Genomic DNA, 16792 nt, shown 5'->3' on the forward strand with positions numbered 1-16792 from the left:
ATAGAACCTCCTCTGAATCGGCTCGTTCCAATATATGCTTGTACACTATTCGATAGAACGTATTTCTAATCAGTTGGTTCAGTTGGTTTTTCGTCTGAATTATCTTGCTCTTCTTTACTTTGAACCTCTTCTTCTTCTTTCTGCTTTACTTCTACAGCTTCCGAAAGGGATTCGGGAGGTTCAAGCTCTACCACTAAATAGCTACCTTCTTTAACAGCTTTACCAGGTTTAATACTTTGAGTCACAACAAAGCCACTGTCTAATGCACTAACTTTTATATTCATAAACTCAGTAAATCGGATCACATCGCGGTGAGACCATCCGGTTATATCGGGCATCGTTGGTGTACCTTTTGTTTGTAAAAATACCTTTTCTCCGCTAATAACGGTGTGAGCTGCTTTAGGAAATTGGTCATCGATGCTTTTGCCTTCTCCAACAATGACAGGCGTTAATCCTTTTGCTTCTAATTCTTTCTTGACGTCACCTACTGATTTACCTTCATAACTATCAAGTTTAATTTCAGAAGATGTGCTTTTTTGCTTCTGCTTTTCTTCATCTGTTTCTTTAGGCTTAACTCCTAACGCTTGTAAGCTATTTTTCATAACCGGATTAAAAATCATCGAAAGCGGAGCTGAACCTGACTCTTGAGGAGTTAGTTTTGGATTTTGGACCGCTACATAAACCACTAGCTCGGGGTCTTTCGCTGGTGCAAACCCCATGAATGAGAATAGGTTTTTACCATGTCCATGCAAATATCCTCCTCCGTTCGGATTTGGTATTTGAGCCGTTCCTGTTTTGCCAGCCACGTCATAGCCTTCAATAGCATACGCTTTTCCAGTACCATCATCCTCAGATACAACACTTTCAAGGATATCAAGTACTTCATTGGCCGTTTGTTTTGAAATAGGTTTCCCTACCACTTCTGGCTTCGTTTCTTTTTTCACCTTGTTCGTTGTACCATCTACAACTTTTTCAATGACGTAAGGCTTCATCATTTTACCATCGTTTGCAATGGCAGTAGCAGCTTGAATTTGCTGAATTGGAGTGAATGCTGACCCCTGACCAAATGCAGTCGTCACTCGATCCCTTGGATATTTAGAAATCAGTTTACTAGAAGCTTCTCCAGGCAAATCGATTCCCGTTTTTTTCATAAATCCGAAATCCTCTAAGTAATTAAAGAGCCTTTCTGTCCCAAGCTTTTCGTTGGCTAGAATCGCAATGGCAACGTTTGACGAACGTCGAATGCCTTCGTCAAACGTAATGGGTCCCCATCCGTTACCACCGTTATGGTCACGAATTGGCGCATCTTTTTCGCTAACTTTGTAAGCTCCTGATTGATAAATATCCTCGCCGTTATAAACACCTTCTTCAATCGCAGCGGCGAGCGTAAAGATTTTCATTGTAGACCCAAGCTCAAAGCTGTCTTCAATAATAGGGTTTCGATAATTTGTAATATCACGAACGTTTGGGTTAAACGTTGGTCGCGTAGACATTGCTAGAATCTCGCCCGTTTTTGGATTTGCAACTACAGCCATAATGTTATCTGGATCGTATTCCTTTTGAGCGTTTGTCAAAGCATCTTCTACAAACGTTTGAATTTTTTCATCAAGGGTTAAGTAAATATTGTCACCGTTTTTTGGAGGGACAATTGATTCTTTTGGATCTGGAAGCTTAATTCCATTTTGACCAGCTTGATAGAATACTTTTCCATCTTCTTCTGTTAGCTGCTTATCATAGACTTGTTCTATCCCCATTTTCCCAACGATTTTTCCTTCATCATTCTTTTGTGCGTAGCCTAAAATGTGAGAGGCAAACACTCCGTTTGGATAAAAACGCTTCGCATCTCGCAAGAACGTAATACCAGGTAACTTAAGCTTTTCAATCTTTTGCTTAGTCGTATTGTTAATATCTCGTCCCCCGGGACCAAGTTCTACTTGAAACGAGCCTTTTTTTACACCTTTATCTAACAAGCTCTGTAATTCTTCCTCTTTCATGTTGAGCAACGGCGCTAATTCTTTTGCTGTTTTTTCCGTATTTACTACGTGCTTTGGCTTGTCTTTATCTTTTGTTTGGTCTGGGTCTAAAATTGCTACAACCGTATATGCTCCCGTGTCGTGTGCAATAGCTTCTCCGTTACGATCATAAATCGTTCCACGCTGTCCTTCAATGGTTGTTTCTCTCGTATATTTTTTTTGTGCGATTTCGGCTAAAGCTTGACCTTCAGCTTTTCCTGTGGCCTGTATATAAAAGAACCTTCCTGTTAATACAAAAAAGAGCAATGCAAATATTACAATCAATATTGCTGCTCCTGTACTAATATTGCTATTTTTCTTAGGCATTTTCATTGGTTCAATTTTCGACTACTTTAACGTTATTTTCGTTTAAACTTAGTCCTAGTTCTTTTGCTTTTGCCCAAATTCGCTCATACGCACTTAGCTCTGTTACCTGAAGCTTCAACTCATTGTTTTTTGTTTCTTGTTTTTGGATGTTTGATTCCAACGCCTGTACTTCTGCATTTGTACTGTAAAGCGTTGCCTGATTAGAAATCATTTGAACTGCACCAAAAAGCATAAGTGCAAGTGTACCTGTATAAACAAACTTTTCACCGACCGAAATCTTTCGTTTCGACTTTTTTACAACTTTACGAACCGGCTGCTTTTGTTGTTCATGTTGCGTGTTAGGTTTAACTTGATACGCTACATTACTCAACACAATCCCCTCCTTTTTTCTCTTTGCCTGTTACGCTTACTTTAATTTCTCAATAATTCTTAACTTCGCAGAACGAGCTCGCTTATTATCAACCACTTCCTCTTCAGAAGGCACAATTGGTTTGCGCGTAATTACCTTCATTTTCGGTTGGAATTCTTCTGGGATAACTGGTAATCCATGTGGAAGCTGTGGGACTGTGCTCGCATTTTTAAATGCTACTTTGCAAATACGATCTTCTAACGAGTGAAAAGTAATAACGCTCACTCGTCCACCAACGCTGATTACGTTCATTGCTTGTTCAACTGCATCTTCAAACACTTGAAGTTCATCGTTTACAGCAATACGAATTGCTTGGAACACACGCTTTGCTGGATGCCCACCCGTTCTACGTGCAGCAGCGGGAATACCGTCTTTGATAATGTCAACAAGCTCCAGAGTTGTTTCAATTGCCTTTTGCTCACGATATGACTCAATTTTTCTAGCAATTTGCTTGGAGAATTTCTCTTCACCATATTGAAAGAAAATCTTCACAAGCTTTTCATAAGGCCATTCATTGATGATATGATAAGCAGAAAGGCTTGAGTTCGTATCCATTCTCATATCAAGAGGGGCATCATGGTGAAAGCTAAAGCCACGCTCCGGGGTATCTAACTGTGGAGATGAAACACCTAAATCAAATAAAACCCCGTCTACTTCTGTGATTCCATGCTCTTCTAATTTTTCTTTTAAATAGCGAAAATTACTTTTTATGAGCGTTACTCGATTTAGATAAGGGGCTAATTTTCCCTTTGCATTTTCAATTGCAATGTCATCTTGATCAAATGCAATTAACCTACCTTCATCAGATAACTTCTTGACGATATATTCACTATGACCTGCTCCGCCAAGCGTACAGTCTACATAAATTCCGTCAGGCTTAATATTTAAGCCTTCTGCTGCTTCTTTTAGCAAAACAGTTGTGTGATTAAACATGTTGACACCTACTTCTTTTTAAACTACTTAATTATGTATAAACACCTTGAAATAAAGGTAAATTTTATACATTTTTAATACCATTTCATTATATATCAAATTTCAACATTTTTTCAGCTATTTATACAAGAATTAAGTAGAATTTTGTCTTTCTGTTACAAAAGGTTTTATTTTGTTAAACACGAGACATATTCCTGGCATAAAAAGTAAGGTGCTACGATGTGTTTTAGAGTTTGTAAAAAATAACTGTTCAGGATTTGTTTGGTTGCTTTGTGTATGTACACTGTTTCTCTTTTATAAAAGAAAAATCCTGCTTTGCAGCAGGATTTTATTAGAGATAACAGACCTTTAGATGATGATTAAATTCGACTTCCTCATTGAGTAATTGTGACACGAACTGCATGCCATATTTATTTAAATAATAAGCGACGTTCCAGATTCGTTCTTGAGGAGCTCCATTAGGACGAAGCGCACACTCAATTTTATTGTATTTCGTATGCGTTACATCATGCTTAATGAGCTGTTTAGATTCGACAATTTTTTGAACAGTCTCCATTTGCTTTTGAAGAATTGCTCGATTTTTCAATAGAACTTCTTCAAACGTTTTGTCTTCTTTTTGAACATTTTCACGAAGAGTTTTATGAATTTCTTCTATTTTTTCTTTCGCTTCATTAAAGTATCCTTCATAAGGATTACGAACTTCTGCATGTAGCCATGCTTCTCGCTCTGTAGCTACTCCTTGTACAACTGCTTTTTCTGAATCAATATTTAGTTCTTCTAAATATTTAGCAATGTTACGCTCTACTAACGTATAAGATAGGCGAGGAACAACCGGAGGCATAGTAAAGTTAAAGATATTAAACGCTTGCTGTAACTCTGCCCAATACGCTACTTCACCAGGTCCAGCAACAAAAGCTAATGTTGGAAGCAGATATTCTTGCATTAACGGACGCGTCACTACATTATTGCTTAATAAATGTGGACTTTGCTTTGCAATCTGAATAAGGTTTTCTTTTGAAAAAGACACTTCATCTTGCTTCCCTTTAAAATTCTGAGCTTCATCTCTCTCTAACAAGATACGGTTTCCCTCATGAGAATAGAAAAGATGTGCTGTTTCACTTCCAACGTCAATCACCTTTTTATAGTCATCGCTTAACTTTTTCTGCTGAGCCATAACGGACTGAGAAAGGGCTTCATTTTGCTCGATTAGCTGAATAAAGAACGAGGATTCAATTTTACGCACTTCTTCCGAAGCAGCATCCATTAAAATTAAGCCATACTCCGTAAACAACTTTGTCGTTAAATACGCAAAAAAATCGGTAAAGGTTTGAGATTGCTGAAGCGAGCATTTTAAAAAGGACAATACTTCTTTTGTATGCTCTGTTTCACCAAACAGTTGAAACAAGCTATCAATCCACTCACTACAGGCTTCTTGGTTTATGTTAACATTGGAAACCATATCTTTGGTTTTCAGCGACTGCTTAAACGTTTTTTTAAGCATTTGCCCTTTTTCTTCCACATAGACATGATTAATTTCAGCAAAATCATGATCTTCTCCTGCAATCCAAAATACTGGTAGTACAGGTACTCCCAGCGCTTCTTCTTGCTGTTTCGCTAACAAAATGATTGAAATAACTTTATGGATTGTGTATAGAGGTCCTGTCAAAAGCCCTGCTTGCTGACCACCTACCACGACAACACTGTCTTGGTCACGAAGCTGTTCAATGTTCTCCAAGGTTTTGTTTGACGCATTTAGCTTCTTATTGAATCCCGTCAAGTACTCAACAAGCTCTTCTCTTGGATGAGTATAGCTTTTCAGATCATGTAAGCGCTCTTTATAAACATCACTTTTATGTATATTGTAATGAAAGTATGACATAGCTTGGTTGCTACCTTGTATATATTCTTCTGTTAACTTGTTCGTTGCTGATAAAGAGACATCTGTAATCTCCATGAAAGAACTTCCTTTCTATAACTAATACTTGTTCAGTTTACCTAGCTTCATTATCCATATTGTTTCTCGACACGTCTAGTAACATGCTTCATAACTTTAATAATTCAAAGATTAGGCCGCTAACAACTAATAACACATGTGAAAACAAAAAGAAAAAGAAGCTGATTCGAAACATCCCTTTTGTCATTCTTTTCAGCTGTAAGTCTTTCTTCACCTGCCAGTTTATAAGCATCACAATCATCGCCAAAACGAGCAGCACTAAAATAATCAGCCACAAAAAAGACTGGTTGAAAATTTGCTTCGCAAAGTAGTGCGTGGATACAATTAAAAAAATTGTTGAGACATATGTAGAGATGTGAACTGCTTTACGCCGATTTTTCATCACTTTTTTGAGTAGAGTGTATAATACAAAAAAACCTACTACTGGCAGCGTAATAAACGTAGCCAAGATGCTTACAACTAAGCTCCCCATTCACGGTCACCTTCCTTCACTATCTTCCAACCCTAATATTCCATTATATACAAAGTGGATAATAGGAGTATTAATTTGGCGCTTAGCCGCTTCTTCTAAAATATAGCCTAATATCGATTCAACTTCTGTTTTTCTTTGCTGTTGAAGATCTTTCCTCATTGATGAATGATTTTGAGCTGTTTTTTCACAAACATCTACTACTCGATTCCAATAGGCTGTTGGGTCTTTTAATCGTAACACAGCATGCAGCTCATTAAAAACGGCTTTCGCTGTTTTATAAAAATAGGAATTATGTATGATTTCACCGTTATTCACTCGGTAAAGAGCTGTTAAAGGGTTGATTACTGCATTCACAACAAGCTTTTGAATAAGCATTTCATACCAATCATTCTCCTGCATAAATGCAAACACATCAGAATGAAACCGTTGAAAGGAAATTAAATCCCCTCCTTTAAACAAAGCAACACGCGTGATGCCAACTCCTGAATGAGTCACCACATCATCTGTTTCTTTCATCGCACCATGCTCAACAACTCCTAAATAGATGGTACGCTGAGGAAGACGTTTTGCCAATGTAACATGACTCATTCCATTTTGAAGGAATAATACCGATGTATGCTTTGGAGCCTTCATTAAGTAAGGAATAATATCTTTAATGCTATATTGCTTAACTGCTACCACAATTAGTTCATAATGCACAAAGGCTTCATCAAGTCTTAAAACCTTCGCATCCACCTTTACCTTTTTCACATTTTTTTTACGCTTTAGCTTTATTCCATGTTCACGCACTTGGTCTGCTTGCTCTTTTCTTCTCGTATACAGAGTAACTTGAGCATGATCAGCCAAGTATGCGCTCACCAAAAGGCCGATTGCGCCCCCTCCAATTACTGCTATCTTCATTAGGCTTTCCTCATTCTATTAGTTTGTTTTCTTACCATATACCTAAACCATTCATGAACAATGTAAGATATTGAACACTTACCTTTACATAAGTAGCACAGATTCTATTAGTTTAGCAAATATTTTTAATCATTAAAACAACATCTCTTCACATAAAAAGCTAGGCAAGAAATACTCACCTAGCTTTTCTATACTATTCATTTTTGTTCGTTACACTGGATATACAGGGTGTTTTCTTCGAACTTCAGCTATTGTTTTTGTTTCATAATAAGCAAATCGTTCAATTAAAGTTTGGCGAAGGTCATTAGCTGGCACGATATCGTCAATAATCATCTCGGAAGCTAGCGTGTATAAATCAATATGCTCTTTGTACTCTTGTTGCTTCTGCTTAATATACAGCATTCGCTCTTTTGGATCGGTAATCTCATTAATTTTATTGGAATAAACAGCGTTAACCGCTGCTTCCGGTCCCATTACGGCAATTTGTGCTGTAGGAAGGGCAATGCAGCAATCCGGTTCAAATGCTGGCCCTGCCATAGCATATAGTCCAGCTCCATATGCTTTGCGCACCACCACAGAGATTTTTGGAACAGTCGCAGAACTCATAGCAGAAATCAATTTTGCACCATGACGAATAATACCTGCTCTTTCCACTTTTGTTCCAATCATAAAACCTGGTACATCAGCTAAGAATAAAAGCGGAATATGGAATGCATCACATAGCTGGATAAACTTCGCCCCTTTATCAGCGGAGTCAACAAAAAGTACGCCACCTTTTATCTTTGGCTGATTTGCAATAATACCAACAACTTTGCCATCCATCCTTGCAAGACCTGTAATGAGTTCGGGTGCAAATAACTTCTTAATTTCATAAAATGTTCCTTCATCAATTAACGTATCAATTGCATCATACATATCAAACGGAACGTTTTGGTTTTCAGGAATTAACTCTCCTAGTGTTTTGGACGTCTTAACAGGTAACTTCCCTTCAAGCACAGCTGGCTTTTCGTGAAAGCTTTGAGGAAAATAACCAAGGTACAATTTTGCTTTTGAAATTGCTTCTTCTTCAGAATAAACAAGCACGTCTCCACAACCGCTCACACTACAGTGCATGTGAGCACCACCCATCTCTTCTAACGTCACTTTTTCTCCAATAACCTTTTCAGCCATTCGTGGCGATCCTAAATACATTGAAGCGTTTCCATCAACCATAATGACGATATCACAAAACGCAGGAATGTAAGCTCCTCCTGCAGCAGAAGGACCAAATAATAAACAGATTTGCGGAACTACCCCCGACATACGCACTTGGTTATGAAAGATTTTCCCCGCCCCTCGTCGGTTCGGAAACATGTCTAATTGATCCGTAATTCGAGCTCCTGCTGAGTCAACTAAATATAGCATTGGTACCTGCAGCTTTTCAGCAGTTTCTTGAATACGAATAATCTTTTCAACTGTTCTTGCTCCCCAAGACCCTGCTTTAATTGTTGAATCGTTCGCCATTGCGCATACCGTTTGACCGTTCACCTTGCCGATGGCTGTAACAACACCATCAGCTGGTAAGCCTTTAGCTTGATTATTAGCAAACATCGCGTCTTCTTTATACTCACCTTCATCAAACAATAAAGCCAAACGATCTCGAACAAATAGTTTATTTTGTTGCTTTAACTTTTCATGATATTTTGCGTCTCCACCTGCTCGAATTTCTTCACATTTATCTTCATAACGCTTTTGTAAATCATTTGTATGTATCATACGCTCACTCCTTTTAAGAAATTGTCACTAATACATCGCCTTCATTTACAAAGTCTCCTACACCGACTAAAATTGCATCAACTATTCCTTCTTCACTGCTTTCAATTGGAATTTCCATTTTCATCGATTCAAGAATAATTAATACCTGACCTTTTGTCACAGAATCTCCTTCTGATACATGAATATTTAACACCATTCCCGCCATCGTTGCTGTCGTTTCTTTCATTTTTAGTCCTCCTTTTTTATTTCAAAACTTCTGTCAATACCGCTGTATTGTATTTTCCAGCTACATACTGCTCTGCATTTAATAATTGTTTAAACAACGGTAAGTTTGTTTTAACCCCTTCAATTGATGCCTCAGTAAAATATGCTTTAGCAAGCTCAATTGCGTTTTCTCTCGTACGACCAGTGACAATAACCTTCGCAATCATTGGATCATAAAAAGGTGTTACTTTGTCTCCGCTATCATAACCTGCATCCACTCGAACATAAGAACGCTCTGGAAGCGAAAACTGCGTAATTTGTCCAGGAGCCGGTAAAAACGTTACAGGGTCTTCTGCGTATACTCGAAACTCTACCGCGTGGTTGGTAAGCTGAACCTCTTCTTGTTGCAAAGGTAGCGCGTCGCCTCTAGCAACTAAGAGTTGCCACTTTACAAGGTCTAGTCCCGTCACTTGCTCTGTAATGGGATGTTCAACTTGAAGTCTAGTATTCATTTCTAAGAAATAGAAATTTTCCTGCGCATCCACAATAAATTCAATAGTGCCAGCATTATAATACTGAACTGCCTTAGCAGCAGCGACGGCCGTCTCATACATACGTTGTTTTGTATCAATAGATAGCGACGTTGCCGGGGCTTCTTCAATCACTTTTTGGTTGCGACGCTGTACGGAACAATCTCGTTCAAAAAGGTGCACTGCATTTCCAAGCTGGTCTCCAAAAATTTGAACTTCTATATGCCTTGCATCCGTGATTAGCTTTTCAATAAATACTTCTTCATGGCCGAAATATGCTTTAGCTCTCGCTTTTGTGGATTCATATGTCGTACGCAGTGATTTTTCATCATCACAGCGTACCATTCCAATGCCTCCACCGCCACCGCTAGCTTTCAACATAACGGGATAACCAATAGCTTGAGCTATCTCACACGCTTCTTCAATATCAGCTACAGCCCCTTCGCTTCCAGGCACAACGGGAACGCCTGCTTCTTTCATAATTTTTCTAGCCCTTACTTTATCACCCATATCCGCTATAACTTTTGGCGATGGTCCAATAAAAACAAATCCTTCTTCTTCCACGCGCTTGGCAAATGTGCTATTTTCCGATAAAAATCCGTAGCCTGGATGAATTGCATCAACGTTTTCTTGATGAGCAATTTCTAACAAGCGCTCAATATTTAAGTACGATTTTTGAACAGGAGGTTCTCCAATTTCATAAGCAAATGTAGCAGCTTTAACATAAGGTAGATTTTCATCGGCTGTAGAGTGAACAGCAACAGTTTGTATATTCATCGTATGACAAGTTTTAATAATACGATGAGCAATTTCGCCTCGATTAGCGATTAAAACTTTTTTCATTGTATTTCTTCTCCCTTCGCTGCAGTATAAAATATTCTCAAGTCTATTCAAAACCATGGTATGATAAGACTAAAAGAGAAAAAAATCTCCCAAAACGTATAATTCTACAATTTTCTTAAAATCCCTTTGTTTTTTTGTAAACGCTTACTTTTTTTATTCTCATCTATCTATCCTATATTTAAAAATTTATTCATATGCTATACAAGCAGCTCATTTCTAAGGAGTGATTGATAATGTATGAGGTACAGCAGTTGCGAATTAACTATAAAACACTTGAAGAATTTAAGCAGTTTAAGCAATACGGGCTCCAAGAATTGTCCATGTTAGAAGAATTAAATGCCCAAATATCTGAAAACGAAATTCATTCTCCATTCTACGGTATTTACATTGGAAATCGTCTTGTAGCTCGAATGAGTTTATACCGACAGTCTAAAAAGCATGATCACTACTTCAAGCCACACCAGCCTTACCTTGAAGTATGGAAACTCGAAGTACTCCAAGAATTCCAATCAAAAGGACTAGGTACGAGATTAATTGAATACGCTAAATCTTTTAACTTGCCTATTAAAACAAACCCACGAGTTCATTCTAATCAGTTTTGGACAAAAATGGGCTTTGTTCCGGCTGCTTATGATTTAGAGCGAGATTTAGGAGAAAACCCAATGCTTTGGTGTCCAGAAGGCGTATCAACCTCAAAATAATAGATAATATAAAAAAGCCCTTGAACCTTCTCTATCTTTGAGCTACACCGCGATAAAGAGTCAAGGGCTTTTATATAAATGAAGTGCTACGCTTTATTATTTATTTTCAACTCGTTCTAAATTACCGTTTTTCTCCATTTGAAATTTAACTTTTCTACTTTTTTCATCTTCTTTTAGAACAACCATCTTACGAGCTCTTTCCATAATTTCAATCAGTGCTTTATAATCTTCTTCCACCGTATATAAGTTACTTTCCAACACTTTTTTCTCTTTTTCAAGAACCGTTACTTTTTCCTGTAACTGTTCAAGTTTATACTGCAACTCCTCATTTGCTTCCAGCAACTCACTCGACTGCTGCTGAATTTGTTCAATCGACTCTAAGTAACGAATAACCTCACTTAACGACGTAATCGATTGACCATCTATATATGAGAAGCGCACGGGCTGTTCTTCATCTTTTGTGATCACGCGTGATTTTAGCTGTTTGCGTTGAATCTTCGCTATGTCAATACCAGTTTTGTATTGTTTGCGCACAAAAGAATTCCAGCGAAAGCCACAAGCTGCTGATGTTCGCGAAAGTTTCTTTCCCACTTCTTCAAATGCAGCAAGTTGTGTGCCACCTTCACGTATATGACGCAATACAATTTCAGCTAGTAGTAAATCTTCATCTTGAGTCCATGCATCTTGACGAGAAGAAGTCATTTTTCTATCCCTCCTTATCCGTACTTATTAAATAAGTATGCAACTACTAGATAAGATAGACTATTGTTCAACTTCTCAAGGCAGAAATTCTTAACTTGCCTTTTTCAAGATACTTTATTCATGCAATCAGCTTTAGTAAGCCTTCTTTTGAAGTCGATTATTAACCGCTTGCTTGTGTTCTTCACTTTCCCAAAGCAAGCTACAATGATCAATTTCTGCTTCCATTCGTTCCCACAAACCAACTTGGCTCCATTTTGCAATCGGCATTTGCTTATATGCAGTCAGCACAGCGCTAGGCTTTGTAATAATTGGAAGCAACCACTCTTCACAGCGCATCGCTAGCTCTTGGTATGACGTTACATAAGATAAAAAGCCGACCTGCTTGGCACGCTCCACGCTGTAGATTTGAGAGCTTGTCAACATTTCCATTGCATCTGAGTAACGAAGCTTTTCAAATAAAATCGTGCCGCCTCCCCAACCCGTTGTAATACCTAAGTCTCCTTGTATAAAACCAAACTCACTATGAGCTGCGCTGATGCGAAAATCACAAGCAATCGCAATTTCACACCCGCCCCCAACTGCTGTGCCGTTTAATAAAGCTACCGTGGGTTTTGGTAATATAAGCAATTCATATAAAATTCTTCCCATTCTCTTTAACATACTCTCCGCTTCAGCCGCTGTTTCAAGGGCATGAAAAGCTGAAATGTCTCCACCACTACAAAAGGCTTGTGAACCCGCTCCTGTAATTACCAACGCTTTAATATGAGGATTCGCTTTCACTTCAGATATAGCCTTCTCTAAAGAAGTCATCACCTCATAATCCACAGCGTTTCGTTTCTCGGGGCGATTAATAACAAATGTGCTAATGCCGTTGTTATCTACAAAAAACTTTGTCTTTACCAATGTCTGTTCCCCCTTTTTCATCTTCACTCAACTTTTTCATAAGTAAAGAATTCGAGAAGCGAAATATAAACTCCTGCATCTTCCCTTAGAAAAGCAGTCATCACAAACCTTAAAGAACGTTTTAATGCAAAAATAAAAGACCCTGTTGAAGGGTCTTTTATTTTTGCATTATTTGTTTACTACGTCATTTCCTTTGTAAGTACCACAAGCCTTACATACACGGTGTGATAGTTTCATCTCGCCACAATTTGAGCACTCTACCATACCAGGAACTTGTAGTTTAAAGTGCGTACGACGCGTTCTTTTCTTCATTTTAGATGTTCTTCTAAAAGGTACAGCCATTATTCCCACCTCCTTAAAAGAGTTTTTAATCATATGAAGGCCCGAAAGCCGGATCTTCTCGTTAGTTATTTTCTTTGTTTTTAAAGAAATTTTCTAATACCGCTAAACGTGGATCGACTTTTTCCTGTTGCTCTTCTTCCGTTACAACTTCCCAATCTTTTCCTGACTGAGGAGCAGCACCTTTCTGTTGTTGATCATCACTAAAAACTTGAAGAGGAATTTCCACAATAATTAATTCCTTAATAAGTGGAATTAAATCCACTACTTCACCTTCAACGACTCTCATTTCACCGTCATCTTCATAATCGGCATCACTATTGAACAGAAAAGTTTCCGTTGCTTCAATAGAAAAAGGATACGGAACATCGACTAATGTACGAGCACAAGGCAATGTCATTTCTCCAGAAATTTTTAGATGAAATGTGACTTTTGAAGAACTAATATCAGCTCTTCCTTTCACATGTACATCTGACATGCGACGAATCTGTGGATCGGTATTAACAAATTCCTTACCGTCTACGATTTCGTCAAAAGTTAATCCTTTATTTTGCAACTGGTACAACTGATGTATTGTCCATTTCATTGTTAATCACCTCAAGGCAACAAAGGTTATTATAGCTTTCACAAGATTATTTGTCAATATTTTTTCTTTACACTATAATGTACTTAAATTTATTTTTTTCTTTTCATAATCCTTACGCTAAAACTGTTCAATAGCACTTGAAAATTTAATAAAAGGAGACTCATTATGCAAGCTGTAGGAATTATAGTTGAATACAACCCTTTTCATAATGGCCATCATTATCATTTGCAAAGTGCAAAAGAAGAAACAAATGCTGATTGCGTTATCGCAGTGATGAGCGGTCACTTCTTGCAACGCGGTGAACCTGCTGTCGTATCAAAGTGGGCTCGTACGAAAATGGCTCTAAAAGCTGGTGCCGACCTTGTCATTGAACTACCTTATGCATTCTCTACTCAGCAAGCTGATACGTTTGCAAACGGTGCTGTAGCCATCTTAGAACATCTTAAAGCTTCGTATGTATGCTTCGGCAGCGAACATGGAAACACGCAGTCTTTTCTTAAATTCAGCAGACTTTTAAAGGAGCATGAACACGCTATAGATGAGCATGTACAAAGCTATTTAAAAGTTGGAAATAGCTACCCAAAAGCTCTTTCCCTTGCTATGAAAAACATTACTAATGAACAAATTGGTTTAAATATGGAACAACCAAACAACATTTTAGGCGTAAGCTATGTAAAGGCTATTGAAAAACAGCATGCATCTATTAAACCACATACGATTACTCGAATTCAATCCCATTATCACGATAAAATGCTTTCTGAGACGGAAATTACAAGCGCAACAAGTATTCGTCATGCTTTATTCCAAGATATCATTGATGTTAAGGACTTATCACGCTATATGCCTAACCCTGTTATTCAAGGTCTAAAAGATTATCAAACACAAATTGGCTTTTTACATAACTGGGAGCTCTATTTTCCATTTTTAAAGTATCAGCTCATGACCCATTCACCCGAGTCTCTTCAAGCCATTTACGAAATTGAAGAAGGTATTGAATATCGCTTATTAAACGCCATAAAAGAAGCACTATCCTTTGAAGACTTTTTAAGTAAAGTAAAGACAAAGCGCTATACGCGTACACGCCTTCAACGGATGTGTGTTCACATTTTGACGAACACAAAAAAAAATGAACTATCCAAGTCGCCTTCAACCGCTTATATTCGATTGTTGGGCATATCTCAAATCGGCAGGCTGTATATGAAACAAATAAAAAAAGACGTGTCTGTTCCTATTGTATCCACTGTATCTCAATGTAAACACGTAGACTTATCACTTGATATAAAAGCTACAAATATCTATAGTTCACCTTTACAAGAGCCCATACGCTCTCAGTTTTTAAAACAAGAGTATACGCAGCCACCGATCATGATTTAAAAAGGCGGAGTAAGTCGGCACCGACTCACTCCGCCTTTTTTACTTTATCCAACTTTTCTAGATATTCAATCGCATCATTAAACGTATCAACTGGAACGATTTTCATATCGGTATCAATTTTTGCTCCCGCCTGTACGGCTTCCTTATAGTTCGAATTAGCCGCTCCTTGCTGATTAGGCGCAAAAAACACTTCTGCTCCCTCTTTATCCGCGGCCACAATCTTTTGAGAAATTCCTCCAATAGGACCTACAATCCCTTTATCGTTAATAGTCCCCGTACCCGCAATTTTATGTCCTTTTGTTATATCTTCTTTTACAAGCTGATTATAAATTTCAAGTGAAAACATCAAGCCTGCAGAAGGTCCACCAATCTTTTCAGTATCAATCTCTACATCTGGCTCTACGTCCACTTCGCGACTGGTTTCTAAGGATATTCCTAACCCAAAGCGCGTTTGATCATCTGGAAATGAGGCTAGAGGAAGCTCTACTATTTTTTCTTCATCATTTCGTAAGATGGTTATCGCAACCTTATCCCCTTTTTTCTTCTTCGCTACGTATTCAATTAACTCCTCTGCTGTCTCAATAGTTTGACCATCTACTGCCTTTACAATATCGCCAATTTTAAGCTTGCCATAAGCAGGCATATCCGGTACTACTGTAACAATATAAACACCTTTATTCTCAAACTTAATTTCTTTGTTTGCCGCATTGTATGCAACAATGACGGCCGCATCTTTGGACGTATCCATCATATGTAATTGCCTTACCGTATAATCGCTATCACTTTCTCCTTGCTGCAAAATATCTTCTTCAGGATACAAGTGATGAAAGTCTTGAATATGAGCCATAGCATATGATAAAGGCGTCGCCCTTCCCATTCGAACCGTGGTTAACATAAAGGCCCCTTGCTCTTCATACCCTCCTTGCACATTAATAATAGGCTTTAGCTCCTGTGCTATGCCAGGCTTTGTAATATAATAAGGTAAGGGATAAAAAAATAACATAGCAATTGTTAGCACTAATGCTATGTAGGATAAAATTCTAACTCTTTTCTTCACCTGTGTGATTCTCCTTCCACTTTTCAATAGCTTCTTGAATAAACGGTAGCTGCTCAATTGCAGCTTGTTCACCGATTTCAATAATTTCTTTAATATTTGTAAACGCTCGCGAACTAAACGTTTCTACTTTAGGGCGAAGCATTACATCAGACGCAATTGCTCGATTTGTTACAAGCTCGTCTTGAAGAATATCTAGGCTCTGTAAAATAACGTCAAAAATTGATGTGATTTCTGCATTTCTTTTCACATGAGAGACATCGACTGCAAGCACAATATCTGCTCCCATCTCTCGTACAACGGATACCGGAATCCGATCGATGACCCCGCCATCTACTAGCAAGCGTCCATTTACATTCTCTGGTGCAAAGATACCCGGAATGGAAATGCTTGCTCTTACAGCTTGTGCAACTGAGCCCGTTTTGAAAATGACTTTCTCCCCAGCTTTTAAATCCGTAGCCACAATGGCAACTGGAATATTTAAATCTTCAATCTTTTTATTTTTGGTTAGGGCTTTTACCAAGGATTTAATACGATTCCCCGCAATAAATCCCATTTTAGGGATTGTAAAATCTAAATAATATTTTCTTTTAAAGGTAAGTGCCATTTTATATAGTTGACTCATTTCCGTACCAGATGCATACATAGCCGCAACCAAAGCACCCATGCTGCTACCCGCCAAATAGTGAATAGGGATATTGTTTTCCACCAGAACTTTAATGACCCCAAGGTGAGCAAACCCTCTTGCCCCTCCTGACCCCAATGCTAATCCAATCGTTGGGCTTTTCATAGTT

The 16792-nt window shown here is 38.1% G+C and carries 17 protein-coding genes; 2 read left to right on the forward strand and 15 right to left on the reverse strand.

What is annotated here, in order from left to right; genetic code table 11:
* Positions 1-65: 65 nt before the first annotated feature.
* From LZP85_RS14100 to LZP85_RS14140, 9 genes are all read right to left on the reverse strand, one after another.
* Positions 66-2345, reverse strand: a complete 2280-nt coding sequence (locus LZP85_RS14100) for a penicillin-binding protein (RefSeq protein WP_119542535.1) — start codon at positions 2343-2345, stop codon at positions 66-68.
* Between the two features lie 4 nt (positions 2346-2349).
* Positions 2350-2709, reverse strand: a complete 360-nt coding sequence (gene ftsL / locus LZP85_RS14105) for a cell division protein FtsL (protein ID WP_025908834.1) — start codon at positions 2707-2709, stop codon at positions 2350-2352.
* Positions 2710-2745: 36 nt separating this feature from the next.
* On the reverse strand, positions 2746-3681 hold the full coding sequence (gene rsmH, locus LZP85_RS14110; protein ID WP_025908833.1) for a 16S rRNA (cytosine(1402)-N(4))-methyltransferase RsmH: 936 nt from the start codon (positions 3679-3681) through the stop codon (positions 2746-2748).
* 331 nt (positions 3682-4012) lie between these two features.
* Complete coding sequence (gene bshC / locus LZP85_RS14115) at positions 4013-5635, reverse strand: bacillithiol biosynthesis cysteine-adding enzyme BshC (RefSeq protein ID WP_119542534.1); 1623 nt, start codon at positions 5633-5635, stop codon at positions 4013-4015.
* Between the two features lie 88 nt (positions 5636-5723).
* Positions 5724-6107 (reverse strand): DUF3397 domain-containing protein, encoded by a 384-nt coding sequence (locus tag LZP85_RS14120; protein WP_061784798.1) that lies wholly within the window; start codon positions 6105-6107, stop codon positions 5724-5726.
* A 6-nt stretch (positions 6108-6113) separates the two neighbouring features.
* Positions 6114-7007, reverse strand: coding sequence for a 2-dehydropantoate 2-reductase (locus LZP85_RS14125; RefSeq protein ID WP_206782081.1), 894 nt, complete (start codon positions 7005-7007; stop codon positions 6114-6116).
* 210 nt (positions 7008-7217) lie between these two features.
* Positions 7218-8762, reverse strand: coding sequence for an acyl-CoA carboxylase subunit beta (locus tag LZP85_RS14130; RefSeq protein WP_025908829.1), 1545 nt, complete (start codon positions 8760-8762; stop codon positions 7218-7220).
* A gap of 13 nt (positions 8763-8775) precedes the next feature.
* Complete coding sequence (locus LZP85_RS14135) at positions 8776-8988, reverse strand: acyl-CoA carboxylase biotin carboxyl carrier protein subunit (protein WP_076512220.1); 213 nt, start codon at positions 8986-8988, stop codon at positions 8776-8778.
* A 16-nt stretch (positions 8989-9004) separates the two neighbouring features.
* Positions 9005-10339, reverse strand: a complete 1335-nt coding sequence (locus LZP85_RS14140; protein ID WP_119542532.1) for an acetyl-CoA carboxylase biotin carboxylase subunit — start codon at positions 10337-10339, stop codon at positions 9005-9007.
* 233 nt (positions 10340-10572) lie between these two features.
* Here LZP85_RS14140 and LZP85_RS14145 point away from each other — a divergent pair, with 233 nt between their 5' ends.
* Positions 10573-11040: an N-acetyltransferase gene (locus tag LZP85_RS14145; protein WP_242529394.1), complete on the forward strand. Its 468-nt coding sequence runs from the start codon at positions 10573-10575 to the stop codon at positions 11038-11040.
* A 96-nt stretch (positions 11041-11136) separates the two neighbouring features.
* On the opposite strand, the gene LZP85_RS14150 is transcribed toward LZP85_RS14145, so the two are convergent.
* The 4 genes from LZP85_RS14150 to LZP85_RS14165 all read right to left on the reverse strand — a co-directional run bounded on the left by LZP85_RS14150 (position 11137) and on the right by LZP85_RS14165 (position 13570).
* Positions 11137-11742, reverse strand: coding sequence for an RsfA family transcriptional regulator (locus LZP85_RS14150; protein WP_206782082.1), 606 nt, complete (start codon positions 11740-11742; stop codon positions 11137-11139).
* A 132-nt stretch (positions 11743-11874) separates the two neighbouring features.
* Positions 11875-12645, reverse strand: coding sequence for an enoyl-CoA hydratase/isomerase family protein (locus LZP85_RS14155; RefSeq protein ID WP_234561764.1), 771 nt, complete (start codon positions 12643-12645; stop codon positions 11875-11877).
* A 168-nt stretch (positions 12646-12813) separates the two neighbouring features.
* Positions 12814-12987 carry a 50S ribosomal protein L32 gene (rpmF, locus tag LZP85_RS14160; RefSeq protein ID WP_025908823.1) on the reverse strand — a complete coding sequence of 58 codons (174 nt, stop codon included), beginning with the start codon at positions 12985-12987 and terminating at the stop codon, positions 12814-12816.
* Between the two features lie 61 nt (positions 12988-13048).
* Complete coding sequence (locus tag LZP85_RS14165; RefSeq protein ID WP_025908822.1) at positions 13049-13570, reverse strand: YceD family protein; 522 nt, start codon at positions 13568-13570, stop codon at positions 13049-13051.
* Positions 13571-13735: 165 nt separating this feature from the next.
* On the opposite strand from LZP85_RS14165, the gene LZP85_RS14170 reads away from it, so the two are divergent.
* Positions 13736-14944, forward strand: coding sequence for a nucleotidyltransferase (locus LZP85_RS14170; RefSeq protein ID WP_025908821.1), 1209 nt, complete (start codon positions 13736-13738; stop codon positions 14942-14944).
* Between the two features lie 25 nt (positions 14945-14969).
* Here the strand turns inward: LZP85_RS14170 and LZP85_RS14175 are convergent, their stop codons facing one another.
* Positions 14970-16001: a SepM family pheromone-processing serine protease gene (locus tag LZP85_RS14175; RefSeq protein ID WP_025908820.1), complete on the reverse strand. Its 1032-nt coding sequence runs from the start codon at positions 15999-16001 to the stop codon at positions 14970-14972.
* Positions 15985-16788, reverse strand: coding sequence for a patatin-like phospholipase family protein (locus tag LZP85_RS14180; RefSeq protein ID WP_119542531.1), 804 nt, complete (start codon positions 16786-16788; stop codon positions 15985-15987). Before LZP85_RS14180 ends, LZP85_RS14175 begins: the two co-directional genes overlap by 17 nt.
* Positions 16789-16792 lie beyond the last annotated feature (4 nt).

Source organism: Priestia flexa, from assembly GCF_021441905.1.
Taxonomy (GTDB): Bacteria; Bacillota; Bacilli; order Bacillales; family Bacillaceae_H; genus Priestia; species Priestia flexa.

What these genes read in the sequence shown, in the direction of transcription:
- LZP85_RS14100 (WP_119542535.1), bottom strand. Translation starts at nt 2,345, where the DNA reads ATGAAAATGCCTAAGAAAAATAGCAATATTAGTACAGGAGCAGCAATA.
- rsmH (WP_025908833.1), bottom strand. Translation starts at nt 3,681, where the DNA reads ATGTTTAATCACACAACTGTTTTGCTAAAAGAAGCAGCAGAAGGCTTA.
- bshC (WP_119542534.1), bottom strand. Translation starts at nt 5,635, where the DNA reads ATGGAGATTACAGATGTCTCTTTATCAGCAACGAACAAGTTAACAGAA.
- LZP85_RS14120 (WP_061784798.1), bottom strand. Translation starts at nt 6,107, where the DNA reads ATGGGGAGCTTAGTTGTAAGCATCTTGGCTACGTTTATTACGCTGCCA.
- LZP85_RS14125 (WP_206782081.1), bottom strand. Translation starts at nt 7,007, where the DNA reads ATGAAGATAGCAGTAATTGGAGGGGGCGCAATCGGCCTTTTGGTGAGC.
- LZP85_RS14130 (WP_025908829.1), bottom strand. Translation starts at nt 8,762, where the DNA reads ATGATACATACAAATGATTTACAAAAGCGTTATGAAGATAAATGTGAA.
- LZP85_RS14135 (WP_076512220.1), bottom strand. Translation starts at nt 8,988, where the DNA reads ATGAAAGAAACGACAGCAACGATGGCGGGAATGGTGTTAAATATTCAT.
- LZP85_RS14140 (WP_119542532.1), bottom strand. Translation starts at nt 10,339, where the DNA reads ATGAAAAAAGTTTTAATCGCTAATCGAGGCGAAATTGCTCATCGTATT.
- LZP85_RS14145 (WP_242529394.1), top strand. Translation starts at nt 10,573, where the DNA reads ATGTATGAGGTACAGCAGTTGCGAATTAACTATAAAACACTTGAAGAA.
- LZP85_RS14150 (WP_206782082.1), bottom strand. Translation starts at nt 11,742, where the DNA reads ATGACTTCTTCTCGTCAAGATGCATGGACTCAAGATGAAGATTTACTA.
- rpmF (WP_025908823.1), bottom strand. Translation starts at nt 12,987, where the DNA reads ATGGCTGTACCTTTTAGAAGAACATCTAAAATGAAGAAAAGAACGCGT.
- LZP85_RS14165 (WP_025908822.1), bottom strand. Translation starts at nt 13,570, where the DNA reads ATGAAATGGACAATACATCAGTTGTACCAGTTGCAAAATAAAGGATTA.
- LZP85_RS14170 (WP_025908821.1), top strand. Translation starts at nt 13,736, where the DNA reads ATGCAAGCTGTAGGAATTATAGTTGAATACAACCCTTTTCATAATGGC.
- LZP85_RS14180 (WP_119542531.1), bottom strand. Translation starts at nt 16,788, where the DNA reads ATGAAAAGCCCAACGATTGGATTAGCATTGGGGTCAGGAGGGGCAAGA.